We start from the raw sequence: 18,014 nt of genomic DNA, 5'->3' as shown, positions 1-18,014 counted from the left end.
GCGTCGACATGAAACGGCGCCGAGGATTGCCTGACATCCTCATCACACATGTGCACTGGTGCACTGGTGCACTGGTGCAGGCGTGACTCTACGGACGGGGCACTGAGACTAAGCGCGACCCTGCGGTTCTGAATCCAAATGCCGTCATCCGCCACCCTGGGTAGGCGTGCCCCAACGTGCCAGCACATTTGTTCGCACGACTGCGGAAGGACAGCTCCTCACGTGGTGATAAGTCAGAGCGGGCATTCTCTCGACAACGGTTATCGGTTTGCAGACAAGCAACCGGGGTCACGCTGGCGCGGGCACGATCGCCATAAGTCCTTCGAAGGCGCCTAGCCACCGATCAAGTCTCTAGGGTCCGGACGTGGCGACGCGCAGGCCGAGGACTACGCGGCGTCCGTCGGCGTTGCCACCGGTCGCGACGAGCACGACGGTGTCGACGACCCGGCCGCCTTCTCGGGCTTTCATCGTGAACGCGTCAGGGGCGACGAAGGTGAACAGCCCGGGCTCGTCCACTGGGCGGTGTCGGAACTCGTCGACGATCTGGTCCAGGTCGGCGACCATCCGTGAGACCTGTGGCCTGGGCAGTCCCACGCCCTGATCCCCAGCGTCTTGCCGGCCCCTTGTCCATCCGGCGGGTCGAGACGCCGGCGAAGTCGCATTCGGCGACGAGGGTGATCAGGGCGGGCTCCGCTCGTGTGCGGCGGTTGAGCAACCACTCAGGGGAGCAGACCTGGTGCGCAGTTTGGGATCTGGACGACGATCGAGCCAACCCGGGTGTCCAAGAGGCGGTGATGGAAGCCGTTGCGTTACACCGTCCGGTCGGGGCTGGGGCGGCCGTGCTCCGCGCCGACCATCGGAATCTGCTGACAGCAGCGCGTTGATCATCTTCTGCAGCAGCGAATGCATCAGATCCGCGGAAGCTTCGGGCAGAGCGTCGCAAAGCAGGCCAAACGGGTCGACAATGCCTTGGTGCGTCATCGTGATGACCCCGTTCGAGAGTCCTCTGAGACGTTTACTCGAAGATGACGCGGTGGCCGCATTCATCTCGATCGCATCGAACGGACTCGGCGACCGCGCTGAACTGCTATCGGGGACTCAACTCAGCCACCCTGCTATCCGCTAATGCCGGGACAGTTTACGGGCGACAAGTGAGCGAGCGACTTCCCTCGCGGTTGAGCCTCGTCCCACCCAACTGTTCTGCTGGGCGATTTTCGCGCGCGCTGCTTCTTGTGCCGATGATGGCGGTGATGAGAAATGCGTAACCGCATTCAGAAAATCGACACCGCCATTCCGAATGGCGACGTGTCCCTGTTGTTCTGAAACGCTAGGGACGGCCGTACTAACGACCGCGAGCCCAGCGGCCAAGTACTCGAACGTTTTTAGTGGACTGACCCCCCGCGTGTAGTCGTTGATGACATAAGGGATCAACCCGACGCAGGACGACCAGTACAGGCCGCTGAGGTCGTGCAGGCTCAACGAACCGTGATAAGTGGCGCCGCGCCTGACAAGGTCCTCAACTTCCTTGCTTGACTCGCCTCCACCCTCAGCAATAGGCCCCGCCAGATGTAGATCGACGTCATGCTCAACTAGCAGTCGCAACAGAGGGAAATCCACTTTCTGCGGCGCTAAATTGCCAGCGAAGACAACTCGTCCCGCGACGCGGTCACCCGCGCCGCTGCGCGCTCCATCGATCGCCGAAGTGTCTGCTACGTTCGGCCAAAGGATCGGCTCATGGCCACGGACGCGGAGGCTGCTCGCCACGGTCTCCGTCGTAGCGATGGATGTGTCTACGATCGGAGCAATTCGGCGCTCCGCACGTTCGATCACTTCGCTAGAAATCCCGTTGACCTCGCCAAGTAGGTCCACACAGTGGTAAACGAATCCATCGAAACGCTCCTCAGCTCCATATGTGACAGGACTGTATGTCCACAATAGTTTTGCTGGTGCGACTCCTTGAGCAGCACGATCCATCACGCGGCCCAGAAGATACTGATTCACGCGGGCGAAGGCCCCCGTATGGATTGGCAAAATGAGCGGTGTGATGACCTTGATGTGCTCACGCCGGCGTGGAACCCCGGCTGACGCCTCCCGCCGAGTCACTAATGCGGCGAGTCGCCGTCCGATACGTCGGAGATCTCGGAGTCTCCATTCCGGTCGGCGCAACCCAATAGACTCGATGAATCGCACGTCAAACTCTTTGGCGAGTTCGTTCGTTACATAGTGCTGGTTGGTAGCTATTGGCTGGTCCCAATCTGCAGTTCCCAAAACAATGACAATCGCGCGCTCAGGCATTGTGGATCCATCCCGTCAAGGCCGCGCGGAAACTGCTATTGGAGAACTGCGATACGGCCGCCGGCCCCGCGGCCGATTTGACCCGAAGGGCCTGACGCGCGCCGGCTACAACGGATGACATGTCGCTGGTGTCGACAGCCCATCCCGCACCGGTCTGTCCAACCCCTTCCCAAGCACCCCCCACAGAATTGACGAGAACCGGAACGCCCGCGGCAATAGCCTCTAACGGCATGATTCCAAAGTCTTCAATCGGCAGAAAGACAAACAGTGCGGCGCGCCTGTACAACTCGTATAGCAGGCGATCACTCACACGTCCGACAAATACCGCATGCACACCAAGCTTGTCGGCGAGGTGCTCAAGAGCGCTCTTCTCCGGTCCGTCGCCTGCGATGACTACCGGTCGGCCTAAGGCGTCAGCGACTTCTATGACTTGGTCAACCCGCTTGTACCCAATGAGACGCGAGGCACCAAGCACGTAGTCGCTGGGAAGGGTGGCCGCGACGGCCGCGTCGCCTTCGTCCAGCGGCTCAGCAAGAGCCGCGGTAATCTCCTCGACCGCCACAGGCGGATAAATGACCCGGGAATCAACGCCCCAGGCGTCGTGTATCCGCCGCCTTACGAATTCGCTATTGGCGGCGTACTCGACCCTGTCAGATGTTGTCCGCTTGTCGAGCCAACGCATAGCCGGCGCCAGGGAGCGGACCGCTCGGCTTTGGCCCCGGACATCATGCTCCGGTGCCCAAACGTAGCGGGCGGGTGAGTGTACGTAGGAAAACCCCCGCGCGCCGTTCTGGACTGCCCGGTATGCGTTGTAATGTCCGAACGCGTGCGAACTTGCAACCACTGTCGCGTAGTCCTCGACAGGGATTGACCGGAGCGCCGACCTTAGGAAGGGCAGAGCCATAGGCTTGCTTTTCCGCAAAGGGGTGCGACCTATCCAGGTATCCCTAGTCGCCGGAAAGCGATCTGGGTCCTCATTCCAGAGGCAATACTGGTCGGCGTACGGAAACGCGCGACCCATCTGCTCGAATACGTTCTCCGAGCCGCCGGCCTTAGCCAACCACTCGTGAGTGATAAGTGTCGCCAAGATGGGTGCCCTCCAGTGGTCACGTGCGACCAGTCTCGGCCGTTAAGAAAACTACATGACGGCACGGCTTTACAAGAAGAGACTCCTGCCACACCACGCCCCAACGAGAGACCCGTCACTCCTGCGACGTCATTGCCATCTCAGGCACTGGCCAAGATTGAGAGCGTCATTTGCTCCCGGTGCAGTTGAGAGACCTTGCGCGTAAAGCCCTCCGCTAAACCGGTCGTCCGACGGTTAGCACGTGCCGTGCCCGAGCCACGGCGCGACGGGTTGTGTGACATGGCGGCCCGAGCCGCGCTTACATGTTGCGACTGCTGGCAGACCACATCCTGTGCCTGACAGCCTGACACTTTCGGCGACCAGCGAGGGCCACCGTTACACTCGGCGCCAGACCGGAGTCGGCACATCTCGGACGGAGCACCTGATGGACCTGCGTGACTATGTGAAAGTCCTACGCGCACGCTGGATGCTTATCGCGGTCTGCGGACTGGTCACCGTCGCTCTTGCGGCGCTTCTCAGCTGGAGCGCGACTCCGCAGTACGCATCGTCGGCGCGTTTGTTCGTTTCTACTCAGGGTTCTACCGACGACGCTCAGGCAAACCAAGGCGGCCAGTTCTCGCTGCAACGCGTGAAGTCCTACGCGGACCTGCTGACAGGCCAAGAAATTGCGCGCCAGGTGGTCGATGACCTGGAGCTCGAGGAGTCCCCGGGCGCATTGGCCGAGCAGATCAGCGCTTCGTCGAAGCTCGACACCGTGATCCTTACCGTCACAGTCACGGACCCGGATCCCGAACGAGCCAAGATGCTGACGGATGCCGTTGCTCGAGTCTTCGTCGCGTACGTCGCCGAGTTGGAGACCCCGCCAGGCAAGGACGAGGCCACCATCAAGGCCACCGTGGTCGATCCCGCGTCGACGCCCGGATCGCCGATTTCGCCAAACCCCACGCGGAACTTGGCCCTGGGGCTGGTTCTCGGACTCCTCTTGGGCGCCGGTGCTGCAGTGCTTCGCGAGACTCTCGACACCACCATCAGGACGACGCGCCAGATTGAGCCGCTCGTCGGCGCGCCCATTCTCGGCACGATCAGCTTTGACTCCGACGCGGTCGGGACACCACTTATCTCCTCCCTTGACACGTACGCACCCCGCGCAGAGGCGTTCCGAGTACTGCGCACCAACTTGCAGTTCATCGATCCAGACGTGGAGCGCAAGGTGTTCGTCATTACCAGCTCGCTCCCCGGCGAGGGCAAGACGACCACCGCGGTCAACCTCGCCTTGGCGCTGGCTGAGGGCGGAGAGAAGGTCGCACTCGTCGAGGGCGACCTTCGCCGCCCGAAGATCAGCGAGTACATGCGGCTCGAATCGGCCGTAGGGCTGACCACGACGATCATCGGGCGGCTTCCGCTCGAGGAGGCTGTGCAGGCAACGGCAACCGACGGGCTACACGTGCTGACCAGCGGAGCGACTCCCCCCAATCCGGCAGAGCTGCTGAAATCGGAGGCAATGGGCTCCTTGATCGCCTCGCTTCGCTCGCAGTACGACATCGTGCTGATCGACGCGCCACCGCTGCTCCCTGTCACGGACGGCGCCTTGCTGGCCGCCCAGGCCGACGGGGCGCTGCTGGTCGTGCGCCACGGCAAGACGACATCGGACCAGGTGACCGTCGCAGTCGAACGGCTGGAGGCGGTGGGGGCACGTCCCGTCGGTGTCATCTTCAACATGACCCCTGCGAAGACCGGTGGCGGATACGGCTACGGGTATGGGTACGGGTATGGGTACGCGCCCGACAAGGACGCGGCACGCTCCGCTGCCCAGAGTGCAGACTCCAAGGTTGGCGCGTGACCCTCACCACACGACGCACGACGCGATTCAGATGATGTGGGACGCGCTGCGACGTGGTCGCGGCCACGCACTTCGAGACCGGTTGTTTCTTTCTCGTGAACAAAGGGCCATTCGGGTGCTGGGGCGGGACAAAAGGCCCTAGGGTGGAGACGCGCCGCAGCAGCATCCGCGGACTATCTGCACATGGCTTCAATGCCAGGAGAAGGAAAACCATGAAGAAGACAGCAATCGCGCTGTTCGCGTCGCTGGCCTTGGTTCTCGGCATGGGGGCCCTGGGCAGCACCGCGAACGCGGCGTACCCCAACACCGTTCGCACGAACATCAAGGCTGCGAGCAAGTCCGTCAATGAGGGCTCAACGTTCAAGGTGACCGCCAAGGTTCGCGCCGGCAACGCGACCGTCGGCGGCAAGGTCACCGCCATTTTCAACGGCAAGAAGAAGACGCTCCCCCTCAGCGGCGGCCGCGCCACCTTCTTCATCAAGGCCCCCAAGGTCAACAAGACCAAGGTCAAGACGCTGAAGTTCAACTTCAAGCCGTCGAAGAACTCGATCTACAAGGCCAGCAGCACCGCTGTTCAGGTGAAGATCAAGAACAAGAAGAAAAAGAAGAAGTAGTAGTCGACTCGGTCGAACGACATAGAAGTGGGGCTGCCGACCGGCGGCCCCACTTCTGTGTTGCACAGAGCAGGACATGAAGATCAGGCACGACACAAGGGGGAGTGCACACGTGACACGTACACACCGCACGGCACGGCCTGAGCGCCAGTCCCGGCGCCGCACGTGGATCGTCCTCACTGGCGTCGTCGGTCTGCTCGCCATCGTGATCGCGGGGCTCGGGCTCTACGCGTACAGCAAGTTGTCGTCGGCCCGTGACGACCTCAACCTGGCCACCACCGACGCCAGCGCGTTGCAGGACGCGCTGACCGGCGGCGACCAGGCGGCCGCTCGCACCAAGCTCACCGAGCTGCAAGGGCACGTAGGCGCAGCGGAGTCGAGCCTCGACAGTTCCGTCCTGTCCTTCGCCGCGAAGACCCCCTACTTCGGCAAGAACGTCACAGCGGTGCGAACCGTGAGCTCGGCGGTCGCCACCGTGGCCAACGACGGCCTACCGCCGCTCGTAGACGTCGCCGACAAGTTCAACGCCAAGACGTTCAACCCCGAGGACGGCAAGATCGACATCGCCGCTCTCACTGCTCTCACCCCTGCGCTTAGCAAATCATCCGCAGCGATCGACAAGGCCGACGCCGAAATCAGGACGGTCGACGCGTCGTCGCTGCTGGCGCAGCTGCAGGACCCGGTCACCGACGCGCAGGACAAGATCCGCAGCGCAGCCAGTATCGCGACCCGCGCGGCGACCGCGTCACGCGTCGTGCCGCAGATGCTGAAGGGCAAGCACACCTACCTGTTGCTCTTTCAGAACAACGCAGAGATCCGCGCCACCGGAGGAATGCCTGGCGCCTACGCCGGCCTGAAGGTCAACAACGGATCCATCGAGCTCCTGGGGCAGGGAACTGGCGGGTCGCTCGGTGATCGGCCCCGCAACGCCACGTCGCTCAGCGCCGAGGAGAGCAAGCTGTTCACCACCAAGATGGTCCGCGACTTCCGCGACGTGAACTTCACTCCGGACTTCCCGCGCGCCGCCGAGATCGCGGCCGCCTTCATCAAGAAGGAGAAGGGCGTGGCGGTCGACGGGGTGCTGTCGATCGATCCGGTCGCCCTCTCGTACGTGCTCAAGGGCATCGGGCCGGTCGACCTCGACGACGGCACTCGGCTCACAGCGGACAACGCGGTCGAGGTGCTGCTCAACAGTGTCTACATCACCAATCCGAAGGGTGCGGACCAGGACGAGTTCTTCGCCAGCGCGACGGACAAGATCTTTGACAAGGTCATCTCGGGGGAAGGAGACCCGACCGCCCTGCTCAAGGCCCTGACCCGGGCCACCAACGAGCGACGCGTGTCGCTGTGGTCTCCGGAGAAGTCGGTTTCGAAGGAGATCGCCGGCACACCGCTTGCCCACGCCCTGCACGCCGGCACGGGGAACGGCCCAGCGATCGGCTTCTACCTCAACGATGCGACCGGCGCCAAGATGCAGTATTACCTCGACTACTCGGTCCAGGGCAGGGCCACGAAGTGCAGCGCCGGCACGCAGTCGTACAGCTCCGAGATGAGGCTCCGGTCCTCCGCACCTGCGGACTCCGCGGCGCTGCCGGAATCGATCAAGGGCCCGGGATTCGGGGCGGAGCCGGGATCGATGCTGGTGAACCTGTACCTCTACGGCCCGGACGCGGGCACCATCGGCTCGGTCAGGATCGACAACGAGGACACGACGTTCACCCGCGCCACGCACGACGGCCGACCCGTGGCGATCGTGACGATCCAGGTCGACCCGGGCAAGACGGTCACTGTGCAGTCTTCGATCACCGGAGGCAAGGGACAGTCAGGGCCCACGACGGTCAGTTCAACTCCGTCGATCGTCCCGGGTCGCTCGGTGCAGACGTGGAAGAGCGCGTGCTGAGGCAGCGCAGGCAATGTTTTTTTGCGTAGGAACCAAGACGGGACCTAAGTCTCGTGTCGCAGCGTTTATTCGGGCGTAACTTGGTTAAGATCTGCCCGCATGTCGGTCGCGGAGGTTTGCTCGCGGCATTTGTGAGGTAGTGTCTCCATTGAGAGTTCTTGACCCTCCCATCTGCCACCCTCTCGGAGACTGAAAACAATGATTAAAACGCGCCTCATGATCGTCGCCATTGTGGCGGGTGTGCTGAGCCTCTTCACGGCCTCCACCGCCTACGCCGACTACGAGCCCCCGCCGTTCAGCGCCGACGCGCCCGAGGCCGTCGAGCCTGGTGGACAGTTCACCATCACCTTCACCTCCGGCGGCGTGAACTGCGCGTGGACGTCCACCTTCGCCGGCCAGACCGGTGCCCCCGGCGCCGGCACGGAGTACTCGCCGTCGTTCACCGCTCCGGAGGAAGAGGGCACCTACACGGCCACCGCTCGCTGCACCTGGGACCCGGACGTCACCAGCCCGGTCCTCGCACCGATCTCGTCCAGCAACTCGGTGACCACGGCCGCCGCTGTCACCTCTGACACCACGCTGCTCGCCGCTCCCCAGACCGACGTGTACTCGGTCCAGATCGTCGTCGGCACGCCCGGCAACGACGCCGGCAACGGCGAGGAGAACGGCTCGGGCGACAACGCCAGCGATGAGGCCGACAACAGCTCTGACACCAACGCTGGCGGGACCGGCTCGAACAGCAACGGTGTTCTCCCCAACGCCGGCGCCCCGGCGATGATCGCCCTCTACGTCGGTGCTGCACTCGTCGCTGCAGGCGTCGCGTTCACCGCGATCGCACGCCGTCGCAAGACTGCCTGACACCAGCGCCACACCGACTCCGCCACCGGCACTCCCCTGAAGAGGGCGAGACCGGTGGCGGAGTCGTGTCAGTTTCCAGACCGCGCCACATCTGCGGCCAACGACGACTCCTAGGATGAATCACATGGCTCGACTCGGGCACCGGGCATCCGGCCCCACCAGGTCACGACGTCCCCTCGTCTATGGGCTCGGCGCGGTCGTTGTGCTCGTCGTGGTTGCCGGAGCGCTCCTTGCCCGGCAGGCTTCAACGGCCAAGACCGCGCTCGAGGACGCCGCTTCCCAGGCCAAGATCCTGCAGAACCACATCAGCCAGGGCGACGTCTCGGCCGCGCGGTCCTCGCTCGAGGACCTCCAGTCGTCGACAGGAAAGGCACATACCAACACGGACGGTCTGGTCTGGAGCCTCCTGACCAAGATGCCCTTCGTCGGGGACAGCGTCTCGGCTGTTCGGACCGTCTCGAGCACGCTGGACGACATCAGCCGCCGTGGCCTGCCACCGGTGGTCGAGGCTTCCGCATCGCTGGACGGCGACCTGTTCAAGCCTCGTAACGGGGCTTTCGACCTGGCAGCGTTCAGCCAGCTGGGCCCCACCATCAGCACCGCTGCCGAGGTGCTCACCACCAATCAGCGCAAGATTGCCTCGATCCAGTCCGACGAGCTCGTCGGGCCGCTGCGCGCACCGGTGAAGGACCTGAAGGAAAAGGTCGACGACGCCCAGTTCGCGGCATCGTCAGCAGCCCGGGCGATGCGGCTCGCTCCCGAGATGCTGGGCGCCCGCGGCACGCGCCGCTACCTGCTCGTCTTCCAGAACAATGCAGAGGTGCGCTCGACCGGCGGCCTGCCCGGCGCCTTCGCGGTCGTCAAGGCCAAGAACGGCAAGCTCAGCATCACTCAGCAGGGCTCGGCAAGCGACATCCCGCAGTATGAGGACCCCTTCGTCAAGCTCACGAAGAGCGAGGCTGCCGTCTACGGCCAGCTCATGGCCAAGGACTTCCGCGACACGAACTTCACCCCCGACTTCCCGCGGACCGCGAAAATCATGCGATCGATGGTCGTGGACAAGCTCGGCGTGAAGGTCGACGGCGTGCTGAGTCTCGACCCCGTCGCCCTCAGCCACCTGCTCAAGGGCACCGGCCCGATCAAGGCCGCAGCGGACACCGAGCTGACGGCGGACAACGCCGTCGACCTGCTGCTGAACGACGTGTACGCGCGGTTCACGAATCCCGTCGACCAGGACGCCTTCTTCGCCGATTCCGCACGGCGGATCTTCGAAGGCGTCACGTCCGGCAAGGGCGACGCCCGCGAGACGCTGTCGCAGCTCGTGACTGCAGCCGGCGAGCACCGGGTGCTCCTGTGGTCCGCCCGCACCAAGGAACAACGCGAGATCGCTCCGACCACCATCTCCGGCGCGTTCCCCGGCAAGGGAACGACGCGACCCCATGTCGGGATGTACCTGAACGACTCCACCGCCTCCAAGATGCAGTACTACCTCGACACCAAGACCACGGCACGCTCGATCCGATGCACCGACGACGGTCGCCAGACCATCGAGCTCACCACGACGTTCACGTCGACGGCTCCTGCAGACGCCAGCCTCCTTCCCAAGTACATCACTGGTGTCGGAGGCAACGGCCCGCGCGGCAGCATGGTGCTGGACACCCGCTTCTTCGCCCCCGCCGGTGGCGAGTTCATCTCGTTCACGCAGAACGGCAAGTTCCGCCCCAACAACGGTGTGACCTTCCACGGGCGTCCGGTCAACTTCGCGGCAATCACGCTCAAGCCCGGCGCGACCGTGAAGATCGTCGCGACCATGCGCACGGCGAAGGGGCAGCGGGCGGATGCCGAGCTGTCGTCGACACCTGGAGCTCACTCCTCGGACAACGAGATCTTCGTCCGCAGCTCGTGCTGACGACCGATCCGTTCTGGCGTCAGGTCAGGGCTGGCGCCACTTCCGGCCGGCGTCGTCACTGACGTACAGCTGCGCGTCGACGATCGCGACCAGGCCCGAGTCGCTGGCCGCGATCGCCTGGGCGGGCTCCCCGCTGATGCAACCGCCCGGTGCCCATGTACGTCCGCTGTCGCGGGTCGTGAACGCGTTAGCGGCGCATCCTTGGTAGACCGCAAGCGCGACGCCTGCGTTGAAGTTCGTGAACGAGGCCACCCGGACGTTGTCGAGTCGCCCCAGCTTCAGCCACTTCTTGCCGTCGCCCGTCCCGCGGATGACGCCGTCAGCGCAGCTCACGCGGGCGAAGGTGTCACCGACCTGGCTGAGCGAGGTGACCGTGCACCCCGGCTTCGTCCTGCCTTCGGGCGAGACAACCGTCGCGGTGCTGGTGGGGTCCGGATACCAGAGGTCGTCCTCGGGGTCGGTCTCCCACGTGTCGCCGCCGTCGCTCGAGCGGAGACGCTGCACGTCGCACGCATCGTCAGCCCCGACGATCCGCAGCTCGGTTCGGGAGACGGCCGACACAGCCAGGATCTCCTCGAGGCCCGTCTGGACGGTGACGGTGGACGCGCCACCGTTGGTGGACACGGTCACCTTGCCTGCGTTGTCGTTGTCCCCCTTGCACGCACCTCTCAACGCGTAGAGCAACGTGTCGTCGTTGGCCACCGAGACCGCCGCGGCTCTGGCGGGCTGGAAGTCGAAGTCGGGCTGCTCGGGGGTCGACGACGGGGAAGGCGGCGTCTCCGGCGTCTCACCGGCCCGCACGACGGGGATGTCGACAGGCGGCGGGGTCTGGTTGACGTGCCGGACGGCTCCGACGACGAGGACGGCGTCCACGATCACGAGGCCGGCCAGAAGTGCGACACCCAGTCGTTTGTTCACGCGACGATCCTACGGGCGCCGAGGACCGCCCCGGACGGGTCCCAGTGTGATGTGTCACCCCGGCTGCCAAGACGGGCGATCCGGCGCGGCGTTGACCGTACGATCGGGGGATGCGCCATCGCCTCCCGATCATCGGCGCGGGCGTCGTGTACGTGGTGGCGCTGCTGCTGATCGGCCTGTGGCCCAGCCACGTCGATCGCGACCTCGACCTGGCACATCGCGTGCCCACGACGTGGCTTGTCGCCATCTTCGACCTCACTCCTGACCAGGGCTACCGGATCGGGGAGTTCGGCGCGAACATCCTGCTGTTTCTGCCCCTGGGCGCCCTGCTGCTGGCGCTGCTACCCCGACTCGGGTGGCTGCGGGTGACCGCGCTCGCTGGACTGTTCTCGATCGCGATCGAGCTCACTCAGACGGTCGCGCGCCCGGGACGCACCGGGAGCGTCGCCGACGTCGTGGCCAACACCACCGGCGCCGCGCTGGGCGCCGTGCTGGTGGCCCTGTGGCTGCGCCGGGCGGGACAGCGCCACCGCTGAGCCCGGGGGCGCTCAGGCGCTCTGTGCCTCGAGGTCGTCGAACAAAAGGACGTAGCCCAGGCCGGCGCGCTTGGCGACGTACTGCGCCCGGTCGGCGGCGGCGAACAGGTCGGTGGGGCGCAGGTCGGTGCCCGCGGCGATCTGCGCCGCCGCGACCCCGGCGGAGACGCTGACCTCGGACCCCGGGCCGCCGAGGCGGACCAGCAGCGCGTTCGCGGTGTCCACGACCTCCTGGACGTCCCGCCCGGCCACCATGACGGTGAACTCGTCGCCGCCCACCCGTGCCACGACCGCTGCCCCCAGCGGGGAGAACGCCTCGCTGAGCGAGGAGGCGACCAGGCGGATCCGGTCGTCGCCGCGGGCATGGCCCTCGGAGTCGTTGATCAGCTTGAGCCCGTTGATGTCCACCACCACGATCGCGACCTCGCGGGTCACGCCCACCGGCACGTCGAAGACCTCGGCCGCCTCGGCGTCCAGCCCCCGACGGTTGAACAGCCCGGTCAACGGGTCGTGGAACGCCAGCTCCTCGAGCGCCTTCTCCCGCAGCGACCGGGAGATCGCCGCCGCGAGGATCGCGCCCAGCACCTCGGCGTACGCGATGGACTCCGCGTCGAACCGCGCGTCCCCCACGTGCCGGGTCGCGTAGAACTCGCCCCACGGACTGCCGTCCACCACGATCGAGGTCGTCAACGACGATCCCTTGTGCAGCCGCTCGAGCATCCGTCGCTCGATCTCGTCCGAGGCCGGGTCGTCGATCGCGTCCTCCGAGCTCAGCTTGTCGAGGATCGCGGACGACAGGCGCTTGTCGCTGGCGATCGAGTACGTCTCGGCGGCGGGCCAGCGCTCCTCGCCCGGCCCGAGGTCGCCGACGTTGAGGATCGTGTGGATCTGCTGGGCGGGGAGGTCGAGGCGGCTGATCGAGACGGTGGCGGCGCCGAGGGCCTCACGCGCGTGCTCGGCCGCGACCTCCAGCAGCTCCTCGAGCCCGTAGGGCCGCATCAGCAGGTGCGCCATCTCGGCGAGGCTCTGCAGACCGTGCCCGAAACGTGCCACCGTCGACTCCCTGCTCCCCTGGAAAACCAACGGTAACGGCGGGTGGGAGCCCGTGGAGGCACAACGGCGAAAAGGTGTCCCGATCAGGCGAGGACGAACGGCGAAGGAGCAGGACCCCGGTGGGGTCCTGCTCCTTCGTGTGCCTGCGGAGATGGCGAGATTTGAACTCGCGAGAGGTTTAAACCTCAACCCGCTTAGCAGGCGGGCGCACTAGGCCACTATGCGACATCTCCCCGCTGCGATCCGAAGACTGCAACCGGAACAGGATAGCGACCGGGTGACCCGTCCGACGAATCGGGATCGATCCGAGGCCTCACGGAGGCCGCGATCAGGACGACGGAGCCTCGTACCGGGAGTACCCGTTCGCGGTGTTGAGCCGGTCGTAGACCTCCCGGACGAGCTCCTCGGCACGCTTCCCGGCGTACGCGAGGGGGAACGTCACGGCCCCTTCGGCGCCCTGGTCGAAGCGCAGTCGCGCGTGGTCCACGCTGACGTCCTCGACCTGGGTCCACACCACCCGCACGGGCTTCATGGTCATCAGGCCGCCGAGGCGCACGCCCAAGGGGTCGAGGCGGGCGACGACGGGCGGGAACGCGAAGACCCGGACGGCGTTGAGCAGGAGCAGCACCGCGAGCACGCCGAGCCACGCCCAGACCAGGAAGGCGAGGGCGGCCACGATGCCGGCGGCGATCAGGTGCACCCCGATCGCGGGCAGCGTGAAGCGTCGGTCAAGTCGGTACTTCGTCACGCAGAGGGGGCGGGATTCGAACCCGCGGCTGACATCGCTGCCAGCGAGCGCTTTCAAGGCGCTTCCGATCGGCCACTCCGGCACCCCTCCTGGCGGCAGCGCCGAAGCGCCACGCCAGAGACGATTGTCGCACCTCCGGGGGCAGCGGCTACTTCAAGGGGGCGAACCGCGGGGGCTCCACGCGCACGATCGGCTCGATCGCGCGGGCCGCCCTCGCCGAGCGCTCGCGCAGGACGTAGTGCCGCACCACGAGGCCGACGGCGAGGCCGAGGATGCTGGAGTAGAGGGTCGACAGCGCGATGTACGTCGGGAAGGCTCCCGGAGTCACCAGCGACGTGGTGAGCACCGCGGTGCCGATGACGGCGAACACCAGCACCCACCAGCCCTCGCGCCGCTTCGAGCGCATCGAGACGCCGACGATGAGCGCCGGGAAGCCGATGAACACCTCGACCGGACGCGGTACGCCCTCGAACGTCCGCCGGCTCCAGCTCACCAGGTCGCTGAACAGGTCGACCAGGGAGTCCGAGCCGTGGGTTCGGACGAAGCTGCTGTAGGCCAGGATCACCAGGAGCAGGACCGCGACCCCGGCGAGGATCGCGAGGTTCTGCCGGCCGAGCCCGTGCAGGCCGGCGCCGAGGTTCCAGACCATCGTGATCGCCAGGCCGAGCGCGACGCTGACGACGATGAGGTTGAACCGCTGGTAGTTGACCGGCGCGTTCCAGGCCGCGACCGACAGGGTGCCGCTGAGCGCGACGACGAGCGCCAGGGCGTACTCGCGCATCGCGCCGACGACCGAGTCGGCGGGCCGGGTCACCATCACCGCCCACACCGCGGACAGGACGGCCGAGACCGCGGCCGCGGACGCGAGCAGGAGGTTCGTCTCCAGGGCAGCCGCGGCGATCGCCAGGGCGGCCGTGATCGGCAGCCAGATGCGCATGTGGCCGCCGCCGCGGTGGGTCAGCCCGACCGCGAACACGACGGTGAGCAGCGCGGCCGAGGGACGCTCGATCCAGGTCGGGGCGCCGATCGCGATGATCGACGTCGCGGCGCCCGCGGTGCCGACGACCCACGCCACGAACACGACCCACAGCAGCAGCCGCGCGGTGCGCGCGGACTCGATGCGCGGCTCTCGCGTCGGCAGGTCGTACTCGGGAGGCACCGACGCGTCGAGCCGTCGGCGTCCTCCCTGCACGGTGGAACTCATGAGCTGTGTCGGATCCTTCGGTTGGTGAGCGAGGGATTGACGTCCCTCGCCTGCGCCAGGTCGGCTGCTGCCAGTGTCGCCCGGATGATCGCGGAGCCGTTGTCGGCCTCCTCAACGATAGAGCCCCACGGATCGGCAACCAAGGAATGGCCGGTGTAGCGGTCACCACCCTGCCCGGCCGCGACGACGTGAACGGTGTTCTCGATCGCCCGCGCGGCGAGCAGCGTCCGCCAGTGGTCGAGCTTGCGATCGCCCGCGACCCAGGCCGCCGGGACGACCAGCAGCTCGGCACCGGCGTCGACCAGGTCGCGGGCCAGCTCGGGGAACCGCAGGTCGTAGCAGGTCATCAGCCCGACGGCCCGCCCCGCGACGTCGAGCACCACCGGCTCGACGTCGCCCGCGCGCATCCGGTCGGACTCCTTGTAGCCGAACGAGTCGTACAGGTGGATCTTGCGGTACGTCCGGCGCAGCTCGCCGTCCGGACCGATCACGACGAGCGTGTTGAACGGCAGACCGTCCGTGCGCTCGAACATGCCGGCCACGATCGTCGCGCCGAGACGCCGGGCCTCGGCCGAGATCAGGTCGACGAACGGGCCGTCCAGCGGCTCGGCGACCGCCGCGAGGTCGTGGTCCGGCGCACCGAAGTCGTGCATGGCCGCCTCGGGCAGGACGACCAGGTCGAGGCCGTCCTCGGGCGCCAGCTCGCTGAGCTGCTTCGTGATGGAGTCCCGGTTGGCGGCGGAGTCGATGTCCGAGGCGCGCTGGACGAGGGCCACATGCATGCCTGCCATCCTCTCAGGTGGGCGAGGGGCGGCCACCTGGATCGCCTCTCCTGCCCGGGGCGACTACCGTAGGGACGATGCGCGCCGTCACTGTTCCCACGCCCGGCGGAGTCGATGCCCTCGAGGTCGTCGACCGCCCGATCCCCGAACCCGCCGCCGGCGAGGTGCTCATCCGGGTCACCGCCGCGGGCGTCAACCGCGCCGACCTCTTGCAGCGCCAGGGCTTCTACGACCCGCCGCCGGGAGCCACCGACGTGCTGGGCCTGGAGTGCTCCGGCGACATCGTCTCGGTCGGCGAGGGCGTCACCGACCTGCAGCCCGGCTCCCACGTCTGCGCGCTGCTGAGCGGCGGCGGCTACGCCGAGTACGTCAGCGTCCCGGCCGGCCAGGTCGCCACGGTGCCGTCCGGGATCTCGCTGGTCGAGTCCGCCGGCCTGATGGAGACCGCGTCCACCGTGTGGTCGAACGTCTTCATGATCGGCAAGCTCCAGCACGGCGAGACCCTGCTCGTGCACGGAGGCAGCAGCGGCATCGGCACGATGGCGATCCAGGTCGCCAAGGCGTTCGGCGCCACGGTCGTGGTGACGGTCGGCTCGGAGGAGAAGGCGCAGTTCTGCCGCGAGCTCGGCGCGGACGTCGTCATCAACTACCGCGAGCAGGACTTCGCCGAGGAGATGAAGAGCGCCGACCTGCGCGCCGACGTCATCCTCGACATCATCGGCGGCAAGTACCTCGCCGCCAACGTCTCGGTCCTCAACACCGCGGGCCGGCTCGTCGTCATCGGCATGCAGGGCGGGACGAAGGCCGAGCTCAACCTCGGCGCACTGCTCACCAAGCGGGCCGCCGTCATGGCCACGTCGCTACGGGCCAGGCCCAGCAACGAGAAGGCCGCGATCGTGTCGGCGATGGTCGCGCAGGTGTGGCCGCTCATCTCCGACGGCACGGTCCGCCCGATCGTCCACGCGACGTACCCGCTCGAGGACGTACGCCAGGCGCACCAGGTGCTGGAGGACTCCAGCCACATCGGCAAGGTGCTGCTGACGCTCTGACGCGCGGACCTGCGCTCCCGGGAAAGATCGCTACGCTGGAAGGATGACTGAGGAGCAGCCGAAGATCATCGCCCTGGGCGGCGAGCCCGTCACCACGCCGGAGGAGCACGAGCAGAGCGGCACCCCGATCAGCAAGCTGGTCGAGCAGCCGGCCAAGGTCATGCGGATCGGGGGGATGATCCGCCAGCTCCTCGAGGAGGTGAAGGCCGCGCCCCTCGACGAGGCCAGCCGCGCCCGCCTCCGCACGATCCACGCCCAGTCGATCGAGGAGCTCAAGGAGGGCCTGGCCCCCGAGCTCGTCGAGGAGCTGGAGCGCCTCAGCCTCCCGTTCGACAGCGCCTCGCCCAGCGAGGGCGAGCTCCGCATCGCCCAGGCGCAGCTCGTCGGCTGGCTCGAGGGACTCTTCCACGGCATCCAGGCGGCGCTGTACGCCCAGCAGGTGCAGGCCCAGTCGCAGCTGCACAACATGCGCCTGGCGCTACCGGGTCCAAACGTCCCCAAAGGTGACGATTCGGACTCTTCGGGCCAAAACCGGGACTCCGGGGGCATGTACCTCTAACCTGAGCCTTGATGTGACCTGAGGCACGGCGCTCCCTGGCCGGCTTCTCTTGGGAAGAGGGACCCATGACCATCTTGGCTGAACCGACAGCGCCCCCGTGCGCCTCCGTACCGGACATCTACCACGACGAACAGCTGCACTCACCGCCCGCGCGGACCGACATCACCGCCGCGGAGTGGGAGCAGCTCACCGCCAAGCGGGCGTCCGCGCACCGTCAGTGCGCCGCCTGCCCGCTCATGGTCGACTGCCTCTACCGGGCGGTCGTCGAGGTCGACGTCTCCGGATTCGTGGCCTGCACGACCGAGCACGACCGGCACCTGATCCGGCGCCAGCTCGGCATCCAGGTCCAGCAGGCATCCATGGCCCCGTACGGCGCGCCCCGTGTGGGCGGCGGGCCGGTGAGCCACGAGGCCGTCATGACGGCTCGTCAGGCGTACCCCAAGGACACCTGCCACCAGCTCGCCGAGCGGCTCGGCTGCTCGACCTCGACGATCAAGCGTCACCTGCGCCGGGCCCGTGAGCAGAAGCTCGAGGCGGCAGCCGCCCCGAACGAAGCGACGGCGCTGCTGCCCAGCATCGACGCCGTCCTGGACGCCTTCGACCAGCTCTCGACCAGCCGCGTCGCCTAACCGCTGCGCGAAGAGCCCGCCAGCCCTCCTGAT

General features: G+C 66.6%; 16 protein-coding genes, 2 tRNA genes and 1 pseudogene. 9 read left to right on the top strand and 10 right to left on the bottom strand.

Annotated elements, in window-relative coordinates; genetic code table 11:
* Positions 1–360: 360 nt before the first annotated feature.
* From C3E78_RS18540 to C3E78_RS18810, 3 genes and pseudogenes are all read right to left on the bottom strand, one after another.
* Positions 361–981 (bottom strand): annotated as a pseudogene (locus tag C3E78_RS18540) (transposase); the annotation flags it as partial.
* 141 nt (positions 982–1,122) lie between these two features.
* On the bottom strand, positions 1,123–2,295 hold the full coding sequence (locus C3E78_RS00480) for a glycosyltransferase (protein ID WP_108576476.1): 1,173 nt from the start codon (positions 2,293–2,295) through the stop codon (positions 1,123–1,125).
* On the bottom strand, positions 2,288–3,355 hold the full coding sequence (locus C3E78_RS18810) for a glycosyltransferase (RefSeq protein ID WP_481725538.1): 1,068 nt from the start codon (positions 3,353–3,355) through the stop codon (positions 2,288–2,290). Before C3E78_RS18810 ends, C3E78_RS00480 begins: the two co-directional genes overlap by 8 nt.
* 451 nt (positions 3,356–3,806) lie before the next feature.
* Here C3E78_RS18810 and C3E78_RS00470 point away from each other — a divergent pair, with 451 nt between their 5' ends.
* The 5 genes from C3E78_RS00470 to C3E78_RS00450 all read left to right on the top strand — a co-directional run bounded on the left by C3E78_RS00470 (position 3,807) and on the right by C3E78_RS00450 (position 10,503).
* A complete protein-coding gene (locus C3E78_RS00470) occupies positions 3,807–5,222 on the top strand; it encodes a tyrosine-protein kinase domain-containing protein (RefSeq protein WP_108576474.1) in 1,416 nt (471 codons plus the stop codon).
* 212 nt (positions 5,223–5,434) lie between these two features.
* Positions 5,435–5,836: a hypothetical protein gene (locus C3E78_RS00465; protein WP_108576473.1), complete on the top strand. Its 402-nt coding sequence runs from the start codon at positions 5,435–5,437 to the stop codon at positions 5,834–5,836.
* Positions 5,837–5,948: 112 nt separating this feature from the next.
* The gene (locus tag C3E78_RS00460) at positions 5,949–7,736 is read left to right on the top strand and encodes a DUF4012 domain-containing protein (RefSeq protein ID WP_159085753.1); all 1,788 of its coding nucleotides are present in this window, start codon (positions 5,949–5,951) and stop codon (positions 7,734–7,736) included.
* 216 nt (positions 7,737–7,952) lie between these two features.
* On the top strand, positions 7,953–8,594 hold the full coding sequence (locus tag C3E78_RS00455) for a hypothetical protein (RefSeq protein ID WP_108576471.1): 642 nt from the start codon (positions 7,953–7,955) through the stop codon (positions 8,592–8,594).
* Positions 8,595–8,718: 124 nt separating this feature from the next.
* Positions 8,719–10,503, top strand: a complete 1,785-nt coding sequence (locus tag C3E78_RS00450) for a DUF4012 domain-containing protein (protein WP_159085752.1) — start codon at positions 8,719–8,721, stop codon at positions 10,501–10,503.
* A 24-nt stretch (positions 10,504–10,527) separates the two neighbouring features.
* On the opposite strand, the gene C3E78_RS00445 is transcribed toward C3E78_RS00450, so the two are convergent.
* Positions 10,528–11,421 carry a WD40/YVTN/BNR-like repeat-containing protein gene (locus C3E78_RS00445; RefSeq protein ID WP_135804953.1) on the bottom strand — a complete coding sequence of 298 codons (894 nt, stop codon included), beginning with the start codon at positions 11,419–11,421 and terminating at the stop codon, positions 10,528–10,530.
* Between the two features lie 110 nt (positions 11,422–11,531).
* Here C3E78_RS00445 and C3E78_RS00440 point away from each other — a divergent pair, with 110 nt between their 5' ends.
* Positions 11,532–11,957, top strand: a complete 426-nt coding sequence (locus tag C3E78_RS00440; protein WP_108576468.1) for a VanZ family protein — start codon at positions 11,532–11,534, stop codon at positions 11,955–11,957.
* Between the two features lie 12 nt (positions 11,958–11,969).
* Here the strand turns inward: C3E78_RS00440 and C3E78_RS00435 are convergent, their stop codons facing one another.
* The 6 genes from C3E78_RS00435 to C3E78_RS00410 form a co-directional block, all read right to left on the bottom strand.
* Positions 11,970–13,010, bottom strand: coding sequence for a GGDEF domain-containing protein (locus tag C3E78_RS00435; protein ID WP_108576467.1), 1,041 nt, complete (start codon positions 13,008–13,010; stop codon positions 11,970–11,972).
* 146 nt (positions 13,011–13,156) lie between these two features.
* Positions 13,157–13,243: transfer RNA gene (locus C3E78_RS00430), tRNA-Ser, on the bottom strand.
* A 95-nt stretch (positions 13,244–13,338) separates the two neighbouring features.
* Positions 13,339–13,758: a hypothetical protein gene (locus tag C3E78_RS00425; protein ID WP_108576466.1), complete on the bottom strand. Its 420-nt coding sequence runs from the start codon at positions 13,756–13,758 to the stop codon at positions 13,339–13,341.
* Between the two features lies 1 nt (position 13,759).
* Positions 13,760–13,848 (bottom strand) — tRNA-Ser (locus C3E78_RS00420).
* 58 nt (positions 13,849–13,906) lie between these two features.
* Positions 13,907–14,962, bottom strand: coding sequence for a hypothetical protein (locus C3E78_RS00415; protein WP_108576465.1), 1,056 nt, complete (start codon positions 14,960–14,962; stop codon positions 13,907–13,909).
* Positions 14,959–15,744, bottom strand: a complete 786-nt coding sequence (locus tag C3E78_RS00410; protein WP_108576464.1) for a carbon-nitrogen hydrolase family protein — start codon at positions 15,742–15,744, stop codon at positions 14,959–14,961. Before C3E78_RS00410 ends, C3E78_RS00415 begins: the two co-directional genes overlap by 4 nt.
* Before the next feature lie 77 nt (positions 15,745–15,821).
* On the opposite strand from C3E78_RS00410, the gene C3E78_RS00405 reads away from it, so the two are divergent.
* From C3E78_RS00405 to C3E78_RS00395, 3 genes are all read left to right on the top strand, one after another.
* Positions 15,822–16,793: an NAD(P)H-quinone oxidoreductase gene (locus tag C3E78_RS00405; protein WP_108576463.1), complete on the top strand. Its 972-nt coding sequence runs from the start codon at positions 15,822–15,824 to the stop codon at positions 16,791–16,793.
* 43 nt (positions 16,794–16,836) lie between these two features.
* A complete protein-coding gene (locus C3E78_RS00400) occupies positions 16,837–17,352 on the top strand; it encodes a bacterial proteasome activator family protein (RefSeq protein ID WP_108576462.1) in 516 nt (171 codons plus the stop codon).
* 65 nt (positions 17,353–17,417) lie between these two features.
* Positions 17,418–17,981, top strand: a complete 564-nt coding sequence (locus C3E78_RS00395) for a WhiB family transcriptional regulator (RefSeq protein WP_108576461.1) — start codon at positions 17,418–17,420, stop codon at positions 17,979–17,981.
* The last annotated feature ends 33 nt before the right edge of the window (positions 17,982–18,014 follow it).

The organism is Aeromicrobium chenweiae (assembly GCF_003065605.1).
Taxonomy (GTDB): domain Bacteria; phylum Actinomycetota; class Actinomycetes; order Propionibacteriales; family Nocardioidaceae; genus Aeromicrobium; species Aeromicrobium chenweiae.
Note: the sequence above shows the minus strand (reverse complement) of the source record. Positions and strands in the feature narration are given on the sequence as shown.

Coding starts and splice junctions, on each gene's coding strand:
- C3E78_RS00450 (WP_159085752.1), top strand. CDS start 8,719: ATGGCTCGACTCGGGCACCGGGCATCCGGCCCCACCAGGTCACGACGT.
- C3E78_RS00405 (WP_108576463.1), top strand. CDS start 15,822: ATGCGCGCCGTCACTGTTCCCACGCCCGGCGGAGTCGATGCCCTCGAG.
- C3E78_RS00440 (WP_108576468.1), top strand. CDS start 11,532: ATGCGCCATCGCCTCCCGATCATCGGCGCGGGCGTCGTGTACGTGGTG.
- C3E78_RS00400 (WP_108576462.1), top strand. CDS start 16,837: ATGACTGAGGAGCAGCCGAAGATCATCGCCCTGGGCGGCGAGCCCGTC.
- C3E78_RS00470 (WP_108576474.1), top strand. CDS start 3,807: ATGGACCTGCGTGACTATGTGAAAGTCCTACGCGCACGCTGGATGCTT.
- C3E78_RS00455 (WP_108576471.1), top strand. CDS start 7,953: ATGATCGTCGCCATTGTGGCGGGTGTGCTGAGCCTCTTCACGGCCTCC.
- C3E78_RS00465 (WP_108576473.1), top strand. CDS start 5,435: ATGAAGAAGACAGCAATCGCGCTGTTCGCGTCGCTGGCCTTGGTTCTC.
- C3E78_RS00415 (WP_108576465.1), bottom strand. CDS start 14,962: ATGAGTTCCACCGTGCAGGGAGGACGCCGACGGCTCGACGCGTCGGTG.
- C3E78_RS00410 (WP_108576464.1), bottom strand. CDS start 15,744: ATGCATGTGGCCCTCGTCCAGCGCGCCTCGGACATCGACTCCGCCGCC.
- C3E78_RS00395 (WP_108576461.1), top strand. CDS start 17,418: ATGACCATCTTGGCTGAACCGACAGCGCCCCCGTGCGCCTCCGTACCG.
- C3E78_RS00480 (WP_108576476.1), bottom strand. CDS start 2,295: ATGCCTGAGCGCGCGATTGTCATTGTTTTGGGAACTGCAGATTGGGAC.